General features: G+C 30.6%; 18 protein-coding genes. 12 read left to right on the top strand and 6 right to left on the bottom strand.

The features are described from left to right. Nucleotides 1-50: 50 nt before the first annotated feature. The 4 genes from def to V8G69_RS14215 form a co-directional block, all read right to left on the bottom strand. Nucleotides 51-641 carry a peptide deformylase gene (gene def, locus V8G69_RS14230; RefSeq protein WP_394882736.1) on the bottom strand — a complete coding sequence of 197 codons (591 nt, stop codon included), beginning with the start codon at nucleotides 639-641 and terminating at the stop codon, nucleotides 51-53. A gap of 116 nt (nucleotides 642-757) precedes the next feature. Then, nucleotides 758-1,339 (bottom strand): T9SS type A sorting domain-containing protein, encoded by a 582-nt coding sequence (locus tag V8G69_RS14225; RefSeq protein ID WP_394882734.1) that lies wholly within the window; start codon nucleotides 1,337-1,339, stop codon nucleotides 758-760. Between the two features lie 69 nt (nucleotides 1,340-1,408). Further along, a complete protein-coding gene (gene ruvX, locus V8G69_RS14220; protein ID WP_394882733.1) occupies nucleotides 1,409-1,819 on the bottom strand; it encodes a Holliday junction resolvase RuvX in 411 nt (136 codons plus the stop codon). An 87-nt stretch (nucleotides 1,820-1,906) separates the two neighbouring features. Continuing rightward, nucleotides 1,907-2,221 (bottom strand): hypothetical protein, encoded by a 315-nt coding sequence (locus V8G69_RS14215; RefSeq protein ID WP_394882732.1) that lies wholly within the window; start codon nucleotides 2,219-2,221, stop codon nucleotides 1,907-1,909. Between the two features lie 327 nt (nucleotides 2,222-2,548). Here V8G69_RS14215 and V8G69_RS14210 point away from each other — a divergent pair, with 327 nt between their 5' ends. The 3 genes from V8G69_RS14210 to V8G69_RS14200 are packed head-to-tail and all read left to right on the top strand — an operon-like array spanning nucleotide 2,549 to nucleotide 5,255. Continuing rightward, the gene (locus V8G69_RS14210) at nucleotides 2,549-3,364 is read left to right on the top strand and encodes a 2,3,4,5-tetrahydropyridine-2,6-dicarboxylate N-succinyltransferase (RefSeq protein ID WP_394882731.1); all 816 of its coding nucleotides are present in this window, start codon (nucleotides 2,549-2,551) and stop codon (nucleotides 3,362-3,364) included. A 41-nt stretch (nucleotides 3,365-3,405) separates the two neighbouring features. Continuing rightward, a complete protein-coding gene (locus tag V8G69_RS14205; RefSeq protein WP_394882730.1) occupies nucleotides 3,406-4,500 on the top strand; it encodes a UDP-N-acetylglucosamine 2-epimerase in 1,095 nt (364 codons plus the stop codon). Beyond that, on the top strand, nucleotides 4,497-5,255 hold the full coding sequence (locus V8G69_RS14200) for a glycosyltransferase family 2 protein (protein WP_394882729.1): 759 nt from the start codon (nucleotides 4,497-4,499) through the stop codon (nucleotides 5,253-5,255). The genes V8G69_RS14205 and V8G69_RS14200 overlap by 4 nt, the downstream gene beginning before the upstream one ends. Before the next feature lies 1 nt (nucleotide 5,256). Here V8G69_RS14200 and V8G69_RS14195 read toward each other — a convergent pair whose 3' ends face one another. Continuing rightward, on the bottom strand, nucleotides 5,257-6,021 hold the full coding sequence (locus V8G69_RS14195) for a lipopolysaccharide kinase InaA family protein (protein ID WP_394882728.1): 765 nt from the start codon (nucleotides 6,019-6,021) through the stop codon (nucleotides 5,257-5,259). An 89-nt stretch (nucleotides 6,022-6,110) separates the two neighbouring features. Between V8G69_RS14195 and V8G69_RS14190 the strand changes: the two genes are divergently transcribed. From V8G69_RS14190 to V8G69_RS14170, 5 genes are all read left to right on the top strand, one after another. Next, nucleotides 6,111-6,671, top strand: coding sequence for an L-threonylcarbamoyladenylate synthase (locus tag V8G69_RS14190; protein ID WP_394882727.1), 561 nt, complete (start codon nucleotides 6,111-6,113; stop codon nucleotides 6,669-6,671). A gap of 73 nt (nucleotides 6,672-6,744) precedes the next feature. Then, nucleotides 6,745-8,169: a CCA tRNA nucleotidyltransferase gene (locus tag V8G69_RS14185; RefSeq protein ID WP_394882726.1), complete on the top strand. Its 1,425-nt coding sequence runs from the start codon at nucleotides 6,745-6,747 to the stop codon at nucleotides 8,167-8,169. After that, nucleotides 8,166-8,618 (top strand): GNAT family N-acetyltransferase, encoded by a 453-nt coding sequence (locus tag V8G69_RS14180; protein WP_394882725.1) that lies wholly within the window; start codon nucleotides 8,166-8,168, stop codon nucleotides 8,616-8,618. The genes V8G69_RS14185 and V8G69_RS14180 overlap by 4 nt, the downstream gene beginning before the upstream one ends. Nucleotide 8,619: 1 nt before the next feature. Beyond that, nucleotides 8,620-9,636, top strand: coding sequence for a COX15/CtaA family protein (locus tag V8G69_RS14175; RefSeq protein ID WP_394882724.1), 1,017 nt, complete (start codon nucleotides 8,620-8,622; stop codon nucleotides 9,634-9,636). A gap of 36 nt (nucleotides 9,637-9,672) precedes the next feature. Continuing rightward, nucleotides 9,673-10,185: a hypothetical protein gene (locus V8G69_RS14170; RefSeq protein WP_394882723.1), complete on the top strand. Its 513-nt coding sequence runs from the start codon at nucleotides 9,673-9,675 to the stop codon at nucleotides 10,183-10,185. Between the two features lie 9 nt (nucleotides 10,186-10,194). Here V8G69_RS14170 and V8G69_RS14165 read toward each other — a convergent pair whose 3' ends face one another. Then, nucleotides 10,195-11,253 carry a hypothetical protein gene (locus tag V8G69_RS14165; RefSeq protein WP_394882722.1) on the bottom strand — a complete coding sequence of 353 codons (1,059 nt, stop codon included), beginning with the start codon at nucleotides 11,251-11,253 and terminating at the stop codon, nucleotides 10,195-10,197. 121 nt (nucleotides 11,254-11,374) lie between these two features. Between V8G69_RS14165 and V8G69_RS14160 the strand changes: the two genes are divergently transcribed. The 4 genes from V8G69_RS14160 (at nucleotide 11,375) to V8G69_RS14145 (ending at nucleotide 20,828) form a co-directional block, all read left to right on the top strand. Continuing rightward, complete coding sequence (locus V8G69_RS14160) at nucleotides 11,375-12,271, top strand: ABC transporter ATP-binding protein (protein WP_394882721.1); 897 nt, start codon at nucleotides 11,375-11,377, stop codon at nucleotides 12,269-12,271. Nucleotides 12,272-12,276: 5 nt separating this feature from the next. Next, nucleotides 12,277-13,107, top strand: coding sequence for an ABC transporter permease (locus V8G69_RS14155; protein WP_394882720.1), 831 nt, complete (start codon nucleotides 12,277-12,279; stop codon nucleotides 13,105-13,107). A gap of 27 nt (nucleotides 13,108-13,134) precedes the next feature. Further along, nucleotides 13,135-15,840: a T9SS type B sorting domain-containing protein gene (locus tag V8G69_RS14150; protein WP_394882719.1), complete on the top strand. Its 2,706-nt coding sequence runs from the start codon at nucleotides 13,135-13,137 to the stop codon at nucleotides 15,838-15,840. A gap of 161 nt (nucleotides 15,841-16,001) precedes the next feature. Continuing rightward, nucleotides 16,002-20,828 (top strand): choice-of-anchor L domain-containing protein, encoded by a 4,827-nt coding sequence (locus tag V8G69_RS14145; RefSeq protein ID WP_394882718.1) that lies wholly within the window; start codon nucleotides 16,002-16,004, stop codon nucleotides 20,826-20,828. The last annotated feature ends 25 nt before the right edge of the window (nucleotides 20,829-20,853 follow it).

The raw sequence follows: 20,853 nt of genomic DNA, 5'->3' as shown, positions 1-20,853 counted from the left end.
TTATTTTTAAAAACGGCAAATATCAATGCTTTGAACATGTTTTACAAGTATTATCGCTTCTTTTTTTGATCTGGGAAACGCATTCTGTAATCCACACTTATTTTACCTTTTGAAATATTACTTAATCTGGCTTTTAACAATCGCCTTTTTAAAGCTGATAGTTTATCCGTAAATAAAATTCCATCAATATGATCATACTCATGTTGAATAACTCGAGCTATTAACCCATCAAACTCTTCAATATGTGCAATAAAGTTTTCATCAACATATTCAATAGTTAGCTTTGGTTGTCTAAAAACATCTTCTCTTATGTCTGGAATACTTAAACATCCTTCATTAAAAGGCCATTCATCACCTTCTTCTTTAATGATTTTTGCATTTATAAAAACTCGCTTAAAACCATCTAAAGTTTTCTTTTCTTCGGCAGTTAAATCATCATCTTCCGAAAAAGGAGTTGTATCTATTACAAACAAACGAATAGGAAGTCCTATTTGAGGTGCTGCTAAACCAACGCCATAAGCATTGTACATAGTCTCAAACATGTCTTCAATAAGTTTATCAAGATTTGGATAATCTTTTGTAATTGATGCTCCCATTTTTTTTAAAACTGGGTCACCATAAGCTACTATTGGTAAAATCATTCTTCTTTTTTGATATTTTTATGCAAAAATACAATACTTAGCATTTATTGCTATTAATTATGCATAAAAAAAACTCCTTTAAAAAAAGGAGTTTTTTTATAATCTAATATAAGTTATTATTTCAGCACAACTATTTTTCTGGTAGTAGAACCACTTTCGTTAGAAATCTTTAGCATATAAATACCATTAGCTAAATTAGCTGAAGCAATTTCAGTTTTATCTTGATTAGCTACAACGCTATGATATACTTGTTTTCCTGTTACACTATAAATATTAATATCTGCCTTAATTGGTAAACCAAAAGATAGTTTAAAATTAGCTCCCGCTGTTAAAGGATTTGGATAAACCTTTAAAGATTCATTTAAAAATGCAAACTCGTCAACCGGTAAAGTACCTCCAGAGTAAGAACATGATGAATCAAAACCACTAGTAACAGTAAAATCTTGACCAACTATTGCAGGCCCACTTGTAAGATCATATCGTGAAACTGTTTCAGAACAAAACACTCGAGTAAATGTAGTACTAGTATTAACTACAATATTCATAGGCCTATCACTACAGAATGATGTGGATGGTGGATAAGAAAAATATATCTGTGTTCCACCAGCAGATGTGGTTCCTGCTTCGGGGCAAGCTTCAGCATTCATTTTGCTAAAACTAAAGATTGAAAAAATAATTAATAAGTAAATTTGTTTCATATTTAAAATAGTTTGGATTTAACGCATTAAAAATAATCATTTTTTCACACAATTAAAGCATTTCATCGATTATTTTGAGTATAAATAACTTTGTAGGATAAGCGTTGCACTAATTTCATCAATAAGAGCTTTATTTTTTCGTTGTTTTTTATTCAATCCACTATCAATCATTGTCTTAAATGCCATTTTAGAAGTAAAGCGTTCGTCTACACGTTTAATCTCAATGTCTGGAAAAAGTTTTTCGAGTTTTTTTATAAATGGAGAAATAAAAGCTTCACTTTCTGAAGGAGTATTATCCATTTGCTTTGGCTCTCCTATCAAAAATAATTCTACTTTTTCTTTTGTTGTATAGTCTTTTAAAAAAGGAATGAGTTCGCTTGTAGCAACAGTTGTTAAACCAGACGCAATTATTTGCAATTCGTCGGTCACTGCTATTCCAGTTCTTTTTAAACCATAGTCAATTGCTAATAAACGTGCCATAAATAAATTTTAAACAAAAATAGACAATAAAAAAAAAGGCTGTCTTTTTTGACAACCTTTTTAACCTAATAGATATGAGCTTAAAAATTAAGCTACTGTTTCTTTATATATTTTTGGGAATAGCAAGTTTATATTTTGAACGTTTCTTAAGCGGTTAAAATAAATTCTAATATCACTAGCGCTTTTAGCAATAACTTCATTTGTAGTATTTGATTCTTTATTTTCGATTACTGAAGTTTCAGTTTTTTGAATGTTATTAGAAAATTTCAAAGTGATTTCAGAAGAAATTGTATTTACATTTAATTCATTAACAGTTACAACTTTTACCTCTCTATTTTGTGATTGAGCATTAGCTACTGAGAAAGTAAGTAATAAAATTAATAATGTGTAAATTGTTTTCATTTGATTTGGGTTATTTTGATGAGTCAAATATATATACACATAAACCCTGACACACAATAAATTAGTTGTAACCGTCTAGATTTTCGATGATTAGAGATAGCACATATTTTCATCGATGAATAGATTAAATGCTTTGTTTTTCTGCTTAAATACGCATGAAATGCATTTTATCGATAAAAATTTTTATTTGAAAGGATAAAGCGAGTGAAATATTTCAAAAAAAGCATTCACTTTTATGCATTTCAACAGAAATTCAATTTATAATATGCAGTTAAACTTTTTATTTAAAACATAGATGTTATCTTTGCTAAAAATTGAATTTAACGAATGACACAATTACAACAAATCATAGAAAAAGCTTGGGACAATAGAGAGCTTATAAAAGAAAATGAAACAATTTCAGCCATTAGAGAAGTTATATCTTTATTAGATTCTGGTAAACTTAGAGTTGCAGAACCAATACCCAATGGTTGGCAGGTGAACGAATGGGTGAAAAAAGCTGTTGTTTTATATTTCCCAATACAAACGATGGAAACCATAGAAGTTGGTCCATTTGAGTTTCATGATAAAATTCCATTAAAGAGAGGATATGCTGAAAAAGGCATTCGTGTTGTACCACATGCAGTTGCTCGTCATGGCGCATATATTTCAAAAGGAACCATTTTAATGCCAAGTTATGTAAACATTGGTGCTTATGTTGATGAAGGCACTATGGTAGATACTTGGGCAACTGTTGGTAGTTGTGCGCAGATTGGTAAAAATGTACATTTATCTGGTGGTGTTGGTATTGGTGGAGTTTTAGAACCCTTGCAAGCTGCACCAGTTATTATTGAAGACAATGCTTTTATTGGTTCACGTTGTATTGTTGTTGAAGGTGTACGCGTTGAAACAGAAGCAGTTTTAGGTGCTAATGTAGTTTTAACCATGAGTACTAAAATAATTGATGTTACTGGCGAAACTCCTATTGAATATAAAGGTAGAGTACCTGCACGTTCTGTTGTAATTCCAGGAAGTTATACTAAAAAATTCCCTGCTGGAGAATATCAAGTACCTTGTGCTTTAATCATTGGAAAAAGAAAAGAAAGTACCGATAAGAAAACATCTTTAAACAATGCGCTTAGAAAAAATGATGTAGCAGTTTAATTTTATTTAATAATAAAACTGTAGATATATTTGATGTATTGATGCACTATAAATTTTTAATTTACATATCATACAGTTATGCGCTTCCAATTGGTAATCCTTTGGAAAAAGAGATTAACAAGCGGGGATATTCTGTTTATTGGTTTAGCGATTTAGAAGAAGGCGCTAAAGCCCTTAAAAATAAAGAGAATGTTTTTTATAATATTAGAGATGTTATAGATTATAATCCAGATATTATTCTAACTGCTACTGATAGTGTTCCTGATTTTTTCAGAGGATTAAAAGTGCAAGTGTTTCATGGCTTTAATGCTGAGAAAAGACCTGAAGGCAAACATGGCTTTGCACATTTCAGGATAAGGGGTTTCTTTGATTTATATTGTACCCAAGGTCCCAACACCACGAAAGGGTTTTTGGAGCAACAAAAAAAACATCCTCATTTTGGAGTTATTGAAACGGGTTGGAGTAAAGTAGACCCATTATTCCCGGTAGAAAATAAAGCTAAAAAAAATGATAAACCTACTATATTCATAGCATCAACATTTACCCAAAGGTTGAGTTTGGCTTATAATGAAGACGTTTATAATGAAATTAAGCGTCTTTCAGAAACTGGAGAATTCAAGTTCTTAATGGTTTTGCATCCTAAATTACCTATAGAAATTATTGAAAAATGGAAGGCATTGAATAATGATAATTTTACTTTTTATAATACAACGGATTTAATTCCATTGTTTAAAAAGGCTGACATTATGTTTTCTGATACTACTTCTGCAATACAAGAATTCTTGCTTCAAAAAAAGCCTGTCGTAACATTCGGTCACACTTTCAATCACAATTATTTAATTAACATAACAAAAGCTTCATTAATAGAAGAATCCTTAAATAATGCTTTAACATATCCTGAAGACTTAATAAATAATATCTCTTCATATATTAATGAATTAAACCCCTATTTTGACGGTAAATCTAGTGAGCGTATTATAACGGCTACAATAGATTTTCTACATAAAGACAAAAGTTATTTAAAAAACAAACCTCTCAATTTTATCAGAAAATATAAAATAAGAAAACGATTAAATTATTTCACCCTTAGAAGTTTTAATAGCCCCTATACTATAAACTTAAAAAATAATACATGATTAAACTTTCTGCCGTTATTATAACCTACAACGAAGAAGAACATCTGGAAAAATGCTTGAGTTCTTTAGTTGATGTAGCTGACGAAATTATTGTTGTTGATTCTTTTTCAACAGATAAGACTCGTGAAATTTGCGAATCTTTTAACGTAACATTTCACCAGCATGCTTTTGAAGGCTATATTGAACAAAAAAATTATGCATTCTCTTTAGCAAACTATGATTATATTTTATCGCTTGATGGAGACGAGGCACTTTCAGATACTTTAAAATCAAGTATCATAAAAGTTAAAGCTAATTGGGAATTTGATGGCTATTACTGCAACAGGCTAAATAATTATTGCGGGCAATGGATAAAACATTCCGATTGGTATCCTGATAGAAAATTAAGGCTCATTAAAAAAGGAAGCGGCGAATGGAAAGGTATAAATCCACACGATACCTATACTTTAAAAAAAGGAATTAAATTAGGAAAACTAAAAGGAGATTTATTACACTGGATTTACAGGGATTATTCAGACCATAATTTAAAAGTGGAACAATTTTCTACAATTGCATCTGAAGCTTATTATAAGCTGGGGAAAAAATCATCTATCTGGAAAATAATTTTCAGACCTGCTTGGGCTTTCTTTAAAGCTTATTTTTTAAGATTAGGGTTTTTAGATGGTTTAAATGGTTTAATTATTTGTACACAAACCTACAATGTAACTTTTTTAAAATATGTTAAGCTTTACAGGCTTTGGAAAATAAAAAATTAGTTTATTGTTTTCCTAAAACCTTTTCCTTTAATCTTTTTTTTCGATGAAATTTCTCTTGAAAAGCTTCAGTTTCTTTCCACATTAAATCGAATATTTTATTATAATTTTCTCCAGAACATTTAGCATATTCGTCACTCATAACTTCAACCATAGATTTATGGATAGTAAGTTTTGAAAAGTTTTTAATTCTTGTTTCAAAATCCAATGGTTTAAAACACATTCTATTTAAATCAACTAAATAAAAATTGTAGCTATCGCCATTCTTTTTTATTAAAGTATTTCCTGGAGAATGGTCCAAAAAAAGAATGTTTTTTTTGTGCAAACTATATGTAAACCTTGTAAAAGCTCTTAAAATATTATCATAATCAGGAATATTAAAATCCTTTGTTAGCTCTCTGTATGTAAAATCACAATCTAAATTTTCACTAACATAAAAGCTTTTTTTAAAGAAAAATGCCGTTGTATATTCAAAATAAGCAATAGGTTCTGGTGTACCTACTCCTAACTCTGTTAACATATTTGCATATTCAAAGGATCTTTGCGCTTTGCTTTTCCTAAAAAACTTATAGACTATTTGATTTGCAAAATGGGGCACTTTAAAAGATTTAATATTTAGCTCCCTGTCATTAACCTTAATAATTTTAATTTTATTTCTCTTTCCAATTCCTCCTTCATAGCTATCAAAATTGTTAATAACCTTAGTTAGTGAATTTTTAAGATCACTAGTAAGATTACCATTAAATACTTTAACCTCTTTTTCCTTCATAAATCATCAAAATCTTAATATATTAACTCAAATCAATTTTAAAATTTTCTATCTTATATTTGTGCACTTGCAAATATAAGCTTCAAAAAATGAATGAAGAAATAAATAAAGCACTACAAACCTTAAAAGAAGGTGGACTTATCCTTTATCCAACCGATACTGTTTGGGGAATTGGTTGTGATGCAACAAATAGTGAGGCCGTCGAAAAAGTTTTTAAGTTAAAACAGCGAAACGATAGTAAAGCATTAATTTGCTTAGTTGCTGATGATAGGATGCTTAAAAAATATGTAAAAAAAATACCTGATGTAGCTTTTGATATTTTTGACGTTTCCGAAGATCCTATAACCATCATTTATGATGATGCACAAAATTTAGCCAAAAACCTTATCGCTGAAGATAAAAGCATTGCCATAAGAATTCCTAATGACGATTTCTGTTTTCAATTGCTTCGACGTTTTAACAGTGCGATAGTTTCTACTTCTGCCAATATTAGCGGAATGCCTACACCAAAATCATTTAAAGAAATATCTCAAGAGGTTTTAAAAGGTGTAGACTATGTTGTAAATTTGCACCACGAAAAAATTTGTAGCAAGCCATCATCTATTATAAAATTAAGTAATGATGGCGTTGTTAAAATTATAAGAGCTTAAAATCTCAAATAACAGGCAGCAAATTCAATACAAAGTAATAGGTATTTTGAATTTGATCATTTGAAATTAATTAATGAACTACAAAAACGCTTTACAACACAATATCTTTAAGATAATATCCCAATCTGCTAAAGAGTTAAATTTAGACAGCTATGTTATTGGTGGTTTTGTTCGCGATTATTTATTGCAGCGTGGACTTACAAAAGATATTGATATTGTTGCCATTGGAGATGGAATTCAACTTGCCTTACAAGTTGCAAGAAACCTTCCAAGTAAACCTAAAGTACAGGTTTTCAAAACCTATGGCACAGCAATGTTGATTTATGATGACATTGAAATTGAATTTGTCGGAGCCAGAAAAGAATCTTATACCGAAAACAGCCGAAATCCAATCGTTGAGAATGGCTCTTTAGAAGACGACCAAAAAAGAAGGGATTTCACAATAAATGCTTTGGCATTAAATTTAAGAGAAGAATGTTTTGGTGATTTGCTAGACCCCTTTAATGGTATTCAAGACTTAAAGGACAAAATTATACGAACACCTTTAAATCCAGATATTACGTATAGCGACGATCCGTTACGTATGATGCGTGCCATTCGCTTTTCAACACAACTTGATTTTAAAATTGAACAAGCTTCATTAAAAGCCATTTCAAAAAATAAGCACCGCATTCAAATAATAACAAACGAACGTATTGTTGTTGAACTCAATAAAATTTTAGAAAGTAAAAAACCATCCTTTGGTTTTACTTTACTAGAAGAGACAGGTTTGTTAGACTATATTTTACCAGAACTAACCGCTTTAAAAGGTATTGATGAAGTTGAAGGTCAGCGGCACAAAGATAATTTTTATCATACGCTTGAGGTAGTAGACAATATTTCAGAAAAAACCAATAATTTATGGTTGCGTTGGGCAGCTTTATTACACGATATTGGGAAAGCGCCAACTAAAAAATTCAGTAAAAAAGTTGGTTGGACGTTTCATGGACATGAGTTTGAAGGTTCGAAAATGGTGTATCATTTATTCAAACGGTTAAAAATGCCATTAAATGACAAAATGAAGTTTGTTCAAAAAATGGTACTCATGAGCTCAAGACCTATAGTTTTGGCCAATGATGAAGTTACAGATTCTGCTGTTCGTAGGTTGGTTTTTGATGCCGGCGAATTTGTTGATGATTTAATGACACTTTGTGAAGCTGATATTACAACCAAAAATCCTAAAAAATTCAATTTGTATCATAATAACTTCAAGATTGTTCGCGAGAAAATTGTTGAAGTTGAAGAGCGTGACCATATTCGTAATTTTCAGCCGCCAATTTCGGGTGAAGAAATTATGGAGACTTTCAATTTAAAACCATCAAAAGAGATTGGTATTATTAAAGAGGCTATTAAAGAAGCCATTCTTGAAGGAGATATTCCTAATGAATATGAGGCTGCACACCAGCTCATGTTAAATGAAGGCAAACGTTTAGGTTTAATAGTTGATAATCAGAAATGATACATTTAGTTAGAACAAATTCTGAAGATTCAGATTTTATAAATCTCGTTAAAGACTTAGATGCTTTTTTAAAAATTACTGACGGAGATGAACATGAATTTTACAATCAGTACAACAATATAGATGTTATAAAACATACTGTTGTGGCTTATTTTAATGGAGAACCAGCTGGTTGTGGCGCTTTTAAAATGTTTGAAAAAGATTGTGTAGAAATAAAACGCATGTTTACCAATGCCAACTTCAGAGGAAAAGGTGTTGCTTCAAAAATATTGAAGGAGCTGGAAGTTTGGGCTAAAGAGTTAAATTACAAATCCTGTATTTTAGAAACAGGAATCCGTCAAACTGAAGCTGTAGCTTTTTATAAAAAAAGCAACTACACATTAATTCCAAATTACGGTCAATACACAAACGTTTCAAACAGTTTATGCTTTAAAAAAATGCTTTCATAACATGAAAAAAGATAACAAAAAAGTCATTTATTGGTTATTAACAGGTTGCTTACTTATTTTCATAATGGTAGTTGTAGGTGGAATAACCAGACTAACACATTCTGGATTATCCATTTCAAATTACAAATTAATTTCTGGAGTTATCCCACCAATGAATGATATTGAATGGCAAGAAGCTTTTGATTTGTATAAGCAATATCCAGAATATCAAAAATTGAATAATCATTTTAATCTTCAGGATTTTAAAGATATTTATTTCTGGGAATGGTTGCACAGACTTATAGGTCGTTTTATTGGTTTGGTTTTCTTTTTTCCTTTTTTATACTTTTTAGCTACAAAACAACTCACAAAACCAACTATTAAAAAGGCTATTATACTACTTGGTCTTGGTGCTTTCCAAGGGTTTATGGGTTGGTATATGGTAAAAAGCGGTTTGGTTGATAATCCAGACGTAAGTCATTACAGGTTAGCTGCTCATTTAATAACAGCCTTTGTAACTTTTGCATATACTTTTTGGGTAGCATTAGATTTAATGTTTCCTAATAAAAAAGAAATTAATATTGCTTTTAGGAATTTTATAAGATTTGCTCTAGTCGTTTTACTACTTCAAATAATCTATGGTGCTTTTGTTGCCGGTTTAGATGCTGGATTTATACATAATCATTGGCCAATGATGAGTGAAGGTAAATTTATGCATGAAACCGTATTTATTGAGCAACATCCTTGGTATAAAAACTTTTTAGAAGGAAAAAGTGGGGTGCAGTTTGCGCACAGAATGTTGGCTTATTTAGTAGTTATTGTGATTGTTGCAATTTGGCAAAAGTCAAAAAAATTACATTTAACAAGTATGCAATCAAAAGGGATAAATGCCTTGTTGATTATGGTTGCTGTTCAATTCTTATTAGGGGTTTTTACCATTTTATTACAGGTTCCTGTTTGGCTTGGTGTAGCTCATCAAGTTGGTGCATTTGTTTTATTAAGCGGCATGATATTTACTTTACATCGCTTTAGTAAATAGTTGAAAACCGTTACCTTTGCAAAATAATTAATTACTATGATTTACAGGTTTAGAGTTATTCTTGACAATGATACAGACGAAGATGTGTTTCGTGATTTGGAAATTCAAGAAACAGATACTTTAGAAGATTTACACAATGCTATTACTCAATCATTCGGGTTTGATGGAACTGAAATGGCTTCATTTTATATAAGTGATGATATGTGGAACCAAGGTGAAGAAATTTCATTATTCGATTTAAGTGATGATAGTTCTGCTCAATTAATGAGCGATACATTAATAAATAGTATTGTTTATGAAATGCAACCTAAATTAATCTATGTATACGATTTCTTTAATTTATGGACTTTTTATGTGGAATTGGCTGAAATTATTGAGGAAATTGACGGAGCAACCTATCCTAATTTAATGTTTTCAAAAGGACAAATTCCCGATGTAGCCCCAGAAAAGTTTTTTGAATCAGAAGATATTGATGATTTTGACGAGTTTGAAAACGATTTAGATATTGATGATTATGATAATTTAGATTTTGACGAAAACTGGAATTAAAGTTTTCTTTTAAATTTCTGAAGGATTTACATTTTCATAATTTCTCAATACATAAGCTAACGCATTTTTTATAATATCTCCCATAGATTTACAACGCTTAAATTTAACATCAAGCGTATATTCATATATTTTTGACTTTAAAGAATCTACATTATCTTTAGGTGAAATGGTGTCATGCGTCATACATTTTAGCAAGTTTTCAATTCGTGTATGATAACTTTTGAAACGCTTCGCAATAATCGAGCGCTCTTCAATCTTATATTGGTCAATCGATAATTTTTGAAAACTATCGGTTACCAATTTAACCATTGTGAAATTTTCTTTAAAAAACTGAGGTCTATAAATATTTATTTTTCCTTCATACGATTGCTGATCAAAATCTATAGCTCTAATTTTATAAACAACTTGGTCAAAATCATGAGTTGGAACAATAACATAGTTATAAGAGCGCATATCTCCTAAAAGCCGAATCATACAACGTTCGTTAAACTTTACAAACTCTTTGGCTATTTGAGATTTTTCATATTTAGAACATTTAGGCAACATGTTTTTAATGAATTCATCACCCGGAATTCCAGAAATATGCTCTTCAATTAAGGTGTCTTTATAAACAAGAAAATTTAAATTATAAGGAGACAACATATGCTCTAGTTCTAACCCATAAACCCGTGAAGCATCGGCCTTTTTTATATAGAAATACGTGAAATTATCATTTAAAATATTTCTGACTTTTATACGAAATGGTTTAGAATTTCCAAAAGTACAGTAATCAATAGCATCTACATTGAGAAACGGAATAGAGCTTTCATTACCATCAGAATGCAAAATGGAATAGACTTTTTTCAAGCTTAAATCTATCTCTTCACGCTCGTATTCACTATAATAAACCCGAATCCAAAGTGTGTCATTTTCAAATTTATCATAAACAGTAATGGATCCTTGAAACCTCAGCAAATCGTCATAAAATATTGGAAGTTTTATATTTCGGTTATATTCAGAAAGATAATCATGCAACTCATCACTCACAGGATAAGATGGTTTCTTTTTCGAAATTTTTAAATCTTCCATTGTTAAACTATTGAAATTTAAAACTTAATTTTATAAAGTTTATGTAACAAATTTACACAACTATCGTCATATTTTTTAACTAACCTGTTGAATTTAGTTCAACGCCAAAAAATAAAATATCTTGGAGTCAATCCTTACAATTAACAATCTAACAAAAAAATTTGGTTATTTAACCGCTATTAAAGATTTATCCTTTACTATAAATAAAGGAAATGTTTACGGCATTTTAGGACCAAACGGAAGTGGAAAATCTACAACTTTAGGAGTTGTACTTAATGTAGTTAACAAAACATCTGGCGCTTTCCATTGGTTTGATGGCAATACCTCAACACATAATGCCCTAAAAAAAGTTGGTGCTATTATAGAGCGCCCTAACTTTTATCCGTATATGACTGCATACCAAAATTTAAAATTGGTTTGCAAGATTAAAGAAGTTGATTACAGTAAAATAGAGGAAAAGCTTAAACTGGTTGAGTTAATTGACAGAAAAGATAGTAAGTTCAGCACTTTTTCTTTAGGTATGAAACAACGTTTGGCCATTGCCTCTGCCCTACTAAACGATCCTGAAATTTTGATTTTAGATGAACCAACAAATGGTTTAGACCCTAAAGGAATTCATCAAATAAGAGAAATCATAAAAGAAATCGCCAGTACTGGAACAACCATTTTGTTAGCATCTCATTTATTAGATGAAGTTGAAAAAGTTTGTACCCATGTAGTAGTTTTAAGAAAAGGCGAAAAGCTATATTCTGGAAGAGTTGATGAAATGATTACCAGTTTTGGTTTCTTCGAATTAAAATGTGATAAACAAGATGAACTTGTTGAGTTTTTAAAATCCCATAGTTCTTTTGGAACAATAAAAGTTAAGGATAATTTAATTACTGCCTTTTTAAATGAACCTTTAGAATCTGCATCTTTTAACAAATTATTGTTTGAAAAGGGCTTTACATTATCACATTTAGTACAGCGCAAAGAAAGTTTAGAAGAACAATTCTTAACACTAACCAACAATCAATAAATAACATGTACAGATTATTAAATATAGAATTCCAAAAATTAATGCACAGTAGAGCAAGTAAGGTTTTAATAATAACTTATTTCGTTTTGCTAACTTCTATTGCTCTTATTGCAGCTATAAAATTTGATATTGGTCCCATTAAATTTCATTTAGCAGAAATGGGTATTTTTAATTTCCCATATATATGGCATTTCAACGCGTATATCGCAGCTATTTTCAAGCTGTTTTTAGCCATTGTTATTGTTTCTATGATGGCTAATGAATACAGCAATAAAACCTTAAAACAAAACCTAATTGACGGCTTAAGTAAAAAAGAGTTTATCTTATCGAAGTTTTATACAGTCATAGTTTTTTCATTGGTTTCAACAATATTTCTGTTTGTTGTTTCTTTAATTCTTGGATTAATATTTTCAAATTATACTGAATTAACTATTGTATTCTCAGATTTAGAATTCCTTTTGGCATTTTTCGTCAAATTAGTAGGATTCTTTTCTTTTTGTCTTTTCTTAGGGATTTTAGTAAAACGTTCTGCTTTTGCTTTAGGATTTCTTTTTGTTTGGCAATTTATTGAAGGTATTATTTTTGGCATTTTACGTTGGAAAACTGATGCTGAATTTGCAACAAGTATCATGCGCTATATGCCATTAAATTCCATGTCTAACTTAATAAAGCAACCTTTCTCACGACTAAGTGCCGTTCAATCAGTTGCAAATCAAGTTGGTGAAAAATTTGATTTTGATTATGCTGTTCACTGGTATGAAATTGTAATTGTTTTAGCATGGACTGCTATATTTATCTTTTTATCGTTCAGATTGTTAAAAATGCGTGATTTATAATATCTTTTGATAGCTTTGCTATCGAGGATGAATAAAATTGCACTAATAATATTTCTTTTTTTTGGCATAAATAGCTATAGCCAAAGTGAGGCAGCTAACTGGTATTTTGGTTATGGTGGTGGTATTCGCTTTAATCAGATTTCAAACACTGTTTCCTCTGTTAATGATGGCCAGTTATTTACCAATGAAGGTTGTGCTTCAATTTCTGACGATACTGGTAATTTGTTATTTTATACAGATGGAACTTCTGTTTGGAACAAAAACCATGTAATTATGCAAAATGGTTCTGGCTTATTTGGTGATTCCTCAAGTACGCAATCTGCTATTATTGTTCCAAAACCGAATGACATAAACATCTATTATATTTTCACTGTTGATAATTGGTTAGATGGTGTAAATCATGGTTTAAATTATTCCGTAGTGGATATGTCTCTTAACTCTGGCTTAGGAAGTATTACTAATAAAAATATTAATTTATTACTAGAAAGCTCTGAAAAAATAACAGCTGTTTTAAAAGATTGTATCACTAAGTCTATCTGGGTTGTTACATTCTCATCAGAAGATGGTAGTTCAAGTTCTTTTAACACATATCATGCTTTTGAAGTTAATGATTTAGGAGTTAATCCAGTTTCTGAAAAAACAACTTTTAATCTACTTGTAACAGATGCCAGAGGGTATTTAAAATTGTCTCCCGATGGCACAAAAATGGCTTCTGCTAATGTACAAGACGGATTGTTTTTATATGATTTTGATACATCAACAGGTAAAGTTAGTAATGAAATAAAATTAACAATTCAAGGCGCTAGTCGTTATCCATATGGATTGGAATTCTCTCCAAATAGTCAACTTTTATATGTGCATGCTTCAAATAATTTTTTCAGTCAAGGAAATAACGACGATCAAATTGCATCAAATCATACCTCATCATTAATACAATATAATTTGTTAGACCCAAATATTCAAAATTCTGCAGTTGTAATTGATAACAGAAATTTATATAGAGGCGGATTACAATTAGGCCCAAACGGTAAAATTTACAGAGCTTTAAGCTCTACTTACAATGTTGGGTTATCATATTTAGGTATTATTAATAATCCTGATAATTTAGGTTTAGGCTGTAATTATGTTCATAATGGCATTAATATTTCTCCAAATTTATCAGCTCAAGGTTTACCTCCTTTTATAGCTTCTTTTTTTAACACACAAATAGATATTATTAAAAATGGAGAGAGCAGCACTAACTTAGAACTTTGTGATGGGGATATTTATAATCTTACATCTGAATATATTTTAGGAGCAACCTATATATGGAAACGAGATGGAAACCCATTGGCTGAAACATCCTATAATTTAGAAGTTTCCAGTAGTGGTCATTATGAAGTTTACATAGATCCAAATAATGGAGATTGTGCTATTGAAGGACAAGCTTATGTTACTTTTAACGAAAACCCTCAAGCTTATGATTCTACTATGCTTCAATGTGATGAAGATGGAATAAAAGATGGATTTACTATTTTCAACTTAAATGAAGCCAATAATAGTTTAACTGGTGGCATTCAAAATTTATCTACAAAATTTTATACTGATAGTGCAAGATTAAATGAAATAACTATTTCAGATTCATATAATAATATTAATAATCCTCAAACTATTTATGTGGAAGTAATTAATGATAGAACTGGTTGTTCAACCGACACTGAACTTGTTTTGAGTGTTAGTGTAACAGATTCAAATGACGCGCAATTAATTGCCTGTGATGATGATGGTATTGAAGATGGATTTCATGAATTTAATCTTAGAAATGCAGATTCTGATATTGTTAATGGCCTTCCTTCAGGCTTAGTAATTAGCTATTATGAAACTTATGAAAATGCATTAATTGAACAAGGCAACTTAGGAACATCATTTACCAACACAACTCCTTACAACCAAACCATTTTTGCTCGTGTAGAAAATGCGAATAACTGTTATGGTATAAGTGAATTACTCCTAACAGTAAATAAATTACCAGATATTATAAATAATGACACTACTTATTATTGCCTAAATACATATCCACAGTCTATAACCATAAACGCAGGGATAATTAATGATTCACCAAATAATTACTTATATGCATGGTCAACCGGGGAAACAACTTTTTCCATTCAAGTAAATGAACCTAAAACATACTCGGTAATAGTCACCAATTCAAACAATTGTTCAAAAGAAAGAACAATTATTATAGAAGCCGCTAACATTGCAACTATTGAATCTATTGATGTTTTAGATGCTACCAAAAATAACATTGTTACAGTTATAGTTTCAGGCGAAGGTATTTATGAATTTTCTTTGGTTGATTCCAACAATTTGCCTTACAGACCTTATCAAACCAACAATGTTTTTGAAAATGTAGCTCCAGGTTTTTACAGTGTTTATGTTAAAGATATTGAAAACAATTGTGGAAGTGTTAATAGTTTATTTTCAGTAATTGGTTTCCCTAAATACTTCACCCCAAACAATGATGGTGTAAACGACACTTGGCAAGTATATGGCGTTTCAGATGTCTTTCAGCCAAATTCTAAAATATTTATTTTTGATCGCTTTGGAAAATTGTTAAAACAATTATTGCCTTCTGATATTGGTTGGGATGGCACATTCAATGGTAAAGTACTTCCAACAGATGATTATTGGTTTTCTGTCACCTTACAAGATGGAAGAGTTTTTAAAAGTCATTTTACCTTAAAAAGGTAAAATATAACGTTCAGAAAACAAGTAAAAAATGCATTTTGTCTGATTTATTTTGCATTTCATCTAAAATTTATCTATTTTTCACCCAAAAAAGAGTTCAGAACTTTAAGTTGTTTTAACCCAAATAAAACTAAGTGAAAAGATGCCTACATAATTTTAGCTTTTTGCTTCTACTTTTTTGTAGTTGTAGTGTTGTATACTCTCAAAAAATAACTGTTGATACTTCCGTTCCTTTAAACCAACTTATTCTAGATAACCTTTTTGATGGTTGTGTCGAAATTTCAAATATAAGCTCAACTGTAAACGGTAACTCTTATGGATTTCCCAGTTATGCATATTTTAATAAATCAAGCTCCAACTTTCCTTTCCAAGATGGTGTTATGCTATCTACCGGAAACGCTGCTTCTAGTGGAAACACCTCAATAACCACAACACTTAACGAAGGATCAAATTCTTGGGGTTCAGATACTGATTTGGAAGCTGCTTTAGGAATTACCAATACCCTTAATGCTACATCCATAGAATTTGATATTATATCAATATCTAACCAAATACAATTTAATTATCTATTTGCTTCTGAAGAATATTCTGGTATTTATCTCTGCGATTTCTCAGACAGTTTTGCTGTGTTGATAAAAGAAACTGCAAGTGCAGGTCCATATCAAAATATAGCATTGGTTCCAGGCACAGGAGAACCGGTTGCAGCTACTACCATACACGATGAAGTTATTGGTTCAAATAATTGTCCTGCCAAAAACGAGCAATATTTTGATGGTTATAGTTTGGGAGACACAAATTATGATGGAAGAACTGTTCCTTTAACTGCCACTGCTACTGTAATACCATATACTTCATATCATATTAAACTCGTCATTGCCGATCAAGGTGATTTTAAATCCGATTCTTCAGTTTTTATCAAAGGGATTAGTGTTAATGAAGTCGATTTGGGTGATGATATTAGTACATGTTTAAGTTCTGCAACCTTAAATGCCGATATACAAAATCCGCTAGCTAGCTACACGTGGTATTTGAATAATAATTTAATTCCTGATGAAAACAATCCTACTTTAAATGCTGTCCAAAATGGAACTTATAAAGTTGAAGTAAGTGTACCATTAAACACAAAAACTTGTATTCTTGAAGATGAAGTTGTTGTTACTTTAAATACCGAACCTGTTATTAATCCTATTTCAGATTTTGGTTTATGTGACGACTCAAGTAGTGATGGAACAGAAATTTTTGATTTACAAAATAAGGTTTCAGATATAATAAGTATTCTTCCTTCAGGCAATTACAATTTAAAATTCTATTATAATGAAATAGAAGCCAGAAGCAATACAAATGAAATAATAATACCAATTCCAAATAGCTCAAATCCTCAAGAAATTTATGTTTCTATTGAAAACACAGATACGGGTTGTTTTTCATACGCTCCATTTAATTTAGTTGTGAATTCTTTACCATCAATTATAACTCCATTACCACTTGATGTATGTGATAATGATGGCACACCAGATAACATTACAGATATTGATTTAACCATTAAAAATGATGAAATTACATCTGGTCAAGCTAATTTGAATGTAACGTATCATTTTACTCAAGCTGATGCTAATTCAGGGAACAATCCAATTGGCAATCCATATATTAATAGCTCAACGCCTTCTTCTTTTTCTGTCTTTGCAAGAGTTCAAAATACATTAACAGGCTGTATTTCAACCACAACTTTGGATGTTAATGTAAGAAACAGTCCTATCGTTAATACAGATATACAATATATTGATGCTTGCGATACTGACCATGATGGATTTGATAATTTTGACTTGACTCAAGTAATTAATGATGTTTTGCAAGGACTGGCTGGTGTAACAACATCTTTCCATTTAACGTATAATGAAGCAGAATCTGGAACTAACCCAATTTCAAACCCAAGTAGTTTTGATAATACAACAGAAAATGTCCAAGAAGTTTATTTAAGAGTAGAAGACAGTAGTTCAGGTTGTCCAACGATAGTTCCTGTTCAGGTTCATACCAATTTATTATTAACAGGAACGAATATTGAAGATTATGCCTTATGTGATGACGAAACAAATGATGGCATTGGAGATTTTTATCTCAACGTTGTTTCTGGATATATTACAAATGATATTCCCAATATTGACATTACTTTTTATGAGAGTCAAAACGATTTAGACAATAACTTAAATCCAATAGACGAAACAGTTCCTTACACTGCAACAAGTCCTAAGATTTTATATATAGATTTAGAAAACACATTAACTAACTGTCATGAAAAAAGTCAAATAAAATTACTCGTTAACCCCGTTTTGTTATTTAAACCTGCGGCACCAGTCCCTTATTGTGATACTGATCAAGATGGTGTAGTTGATGTTGATTTACATTCATTAGATGATACAGTTAATAATGGTAATACAGATTTTGAAGTTCATTATTTTTTAACACTACAAGAAGCTAAAGATAATAATGTTAATAATGAAATATATACTTACCCTGTTTCTGGTACTCAAACTTTTTATGCTAGAATTGTAAATATTGCTTCTGGTTGTCATACAGAAAATTCATTTGATATAATAATAAATCCTGCTCCTGCAGTTTCTCAACCTAGCGACATTATAATTTGTGACACCGATCAGGATGGTTTTTATGTAATAAATCTACAGAATAAAATTCCAGAAATTGTTAGTGATCCAACCGGTTTAAATATTGGTTTTTTTACATCTTTAAATGATGCTCAGTCAGGTTCAAATATAATTACTAATCCTTCTGCTTACAATTCAAATACTCAAACAATCTATGTGAGAGTTGAAAATACAAATACAGGTTGTTCCTCCATAACTAATTTTAATGTCATAGTCAGTACACAACCCATTTTCCCAAGTATTAGTAATTACGAAACTTGTGAAAGTGATGGTGATGAAAAAGCTGAATTTTTATTTTCAGATAAAGACAGTGAAATTTTAAATAGTCAAACTGGTAAAGAAGTTCTCTATTTTGAAGACTCAAATTATACAATTCCGATTGACAAAAACACTTTATATACAAATATATCAAGTCCTCAAACGATCTATGTAAGGGTTCAAAACACAGCAAACACAAATTGTTCTGGAGATTCTTCGTTTACAATATTAGTATCATCAAACCCAGTTTATAACACAAATTTTGAAGGTTATTTAGTTTGTGATGATAGCAGTAATGACGGTAAAAATGTATTTGATTTAAACGAAAAAATAGCCGAAATATCTCAAGGTTCTACAGGTAATTTAAATATCACATTTCATACAACTTTACAAAACGCGGAAAACAATACAGCTGCTTTACCTTTGCAATACACCAATGCAACCAATCCGCAAACTTTATATGTTAGAATTCAGGAAACAAATTCTTCATGTTACCTTATTGATGAGTTAGGAATAAATATTATTGCAGCGCCCGATGTAACAGATGCAGCTCCGTTTATTCAATGTGACAACGATTACGACGGTATATCAACCTTTAATTTGAATGATGCAGATGTTGAACTTTTAGACAGAGTTACAACAGATTTGGTAGTAACCTATTTTGAAAACGAAGCAGATGTTGAAGATGTTACAAAAGAAATTGCAAACCCAAGTGCGTATAACAATTTAACCAGTTCTCAAACTGTCTATATAAAAATTACAAATTCGCTTACCGGATGTTATACAGTTAAACCTTTAGATTTAATTGTCAATACGCCACCAACAACAAATCAAATTGGAACCGTTGAAATATGTGATAATAATACAAACACATATGACCTTTCACAAATAAATTCAATCATTACAAATGATGATATTAATACTCTGAACATTAGTTATCACAACTCTATGAATGATGCCCAAAATAATAATGCATCTGTTCCTTATGCTTTTAATTATACCAGTAATTTTTATACCTTTTTCACTAGAATTGAAAACATTAATACTGGCTGTATTTCTATAGTATCATTCAATTTACAAATAAATCCAAATCCTATTGCTGTTCAACCTTCAAACTTATTTGATTGTGACGATGATTATGATGGTTTTATGGGATTTGACTTATCATTGCAAAATAGTACTATAATCGGATTAGAAAATCCAAATGATTTTTCAGTAACCTATTACACAACATTGGTTGATGCTGAAAACGGTAATAATCCATTAAATTACATTCATTCAGCCTATGATGGTGAAGTAATTTTTGCTAGAATGGAAAATATTTCAACAGGTTGCTTTGATACAACTTCATTTAGTACTACTGTATATCCTTTACCAGTCATAAATGTCGAAGATATTGTTCCTTTATGTATGAATGATTTACCATTAATAATTAATGCTGATACAGGAAATTCTGGAGATACTTATTTATGGTCTACGGGAGAAACTACAAATGAAATTCAGCTTATGCCAGAAGATCTGGGAGATTATTGGGTAACTATTACCACACCTAATAATTGTCAGGCCACCAAATCATTTTCAGTTATTCAATCAGAAGAAGCAACTATAAATTTCACAACCACAATAGATTTTGCCGATCCTAACAGCATAACCGTCAATGTTAGTGGTATTGGTTCTTATGTTTATATTTTAGATAATGGAGAACCTCAAACTTCAAATGTATTTGAGAATGTAACTTTTGGTCCTCACACAGTTACCATAAGAGATCTTAATGGTTGTAACGATGTCTCAAAAGAAGTAGTCGTTATTGATGTTCCAAAATTTGTGACACCAAATAATGATGGTTATTTCGATACTTGGCAAATAGTTGGCATTGAACAACTTCCTGGAACAGTAGTCTATATTTATGACAGACATGGAAAACTTCTAAAAACTTTACCATCTAGTTCCATAGGTTGGGACGGAACTTATAGAGGTGCAAACATGCCATCAGATGATTATTGGTTTCTTGCCAAAGTAAAAAAAGATGGCGTTGACTTTGATGTTAAAGGTCATTTTGCTTTGAAGCGTTAAAATATTAATTCATTAAATACAAGTC

Origin of the sequence: Gaetbulibacter sp. M235 (genome assembly GCF_043876835.1) — a bacterium.
Classification (GTDB): domain Bacteria; phylum Bacteroidota; class Bacteroidia; order Flavobacteriales; family Flavobacteriaceae; genus Yeosuana.
This window is presented reverse-complemented; position numbering and strand designations above follow the sequence as displayed.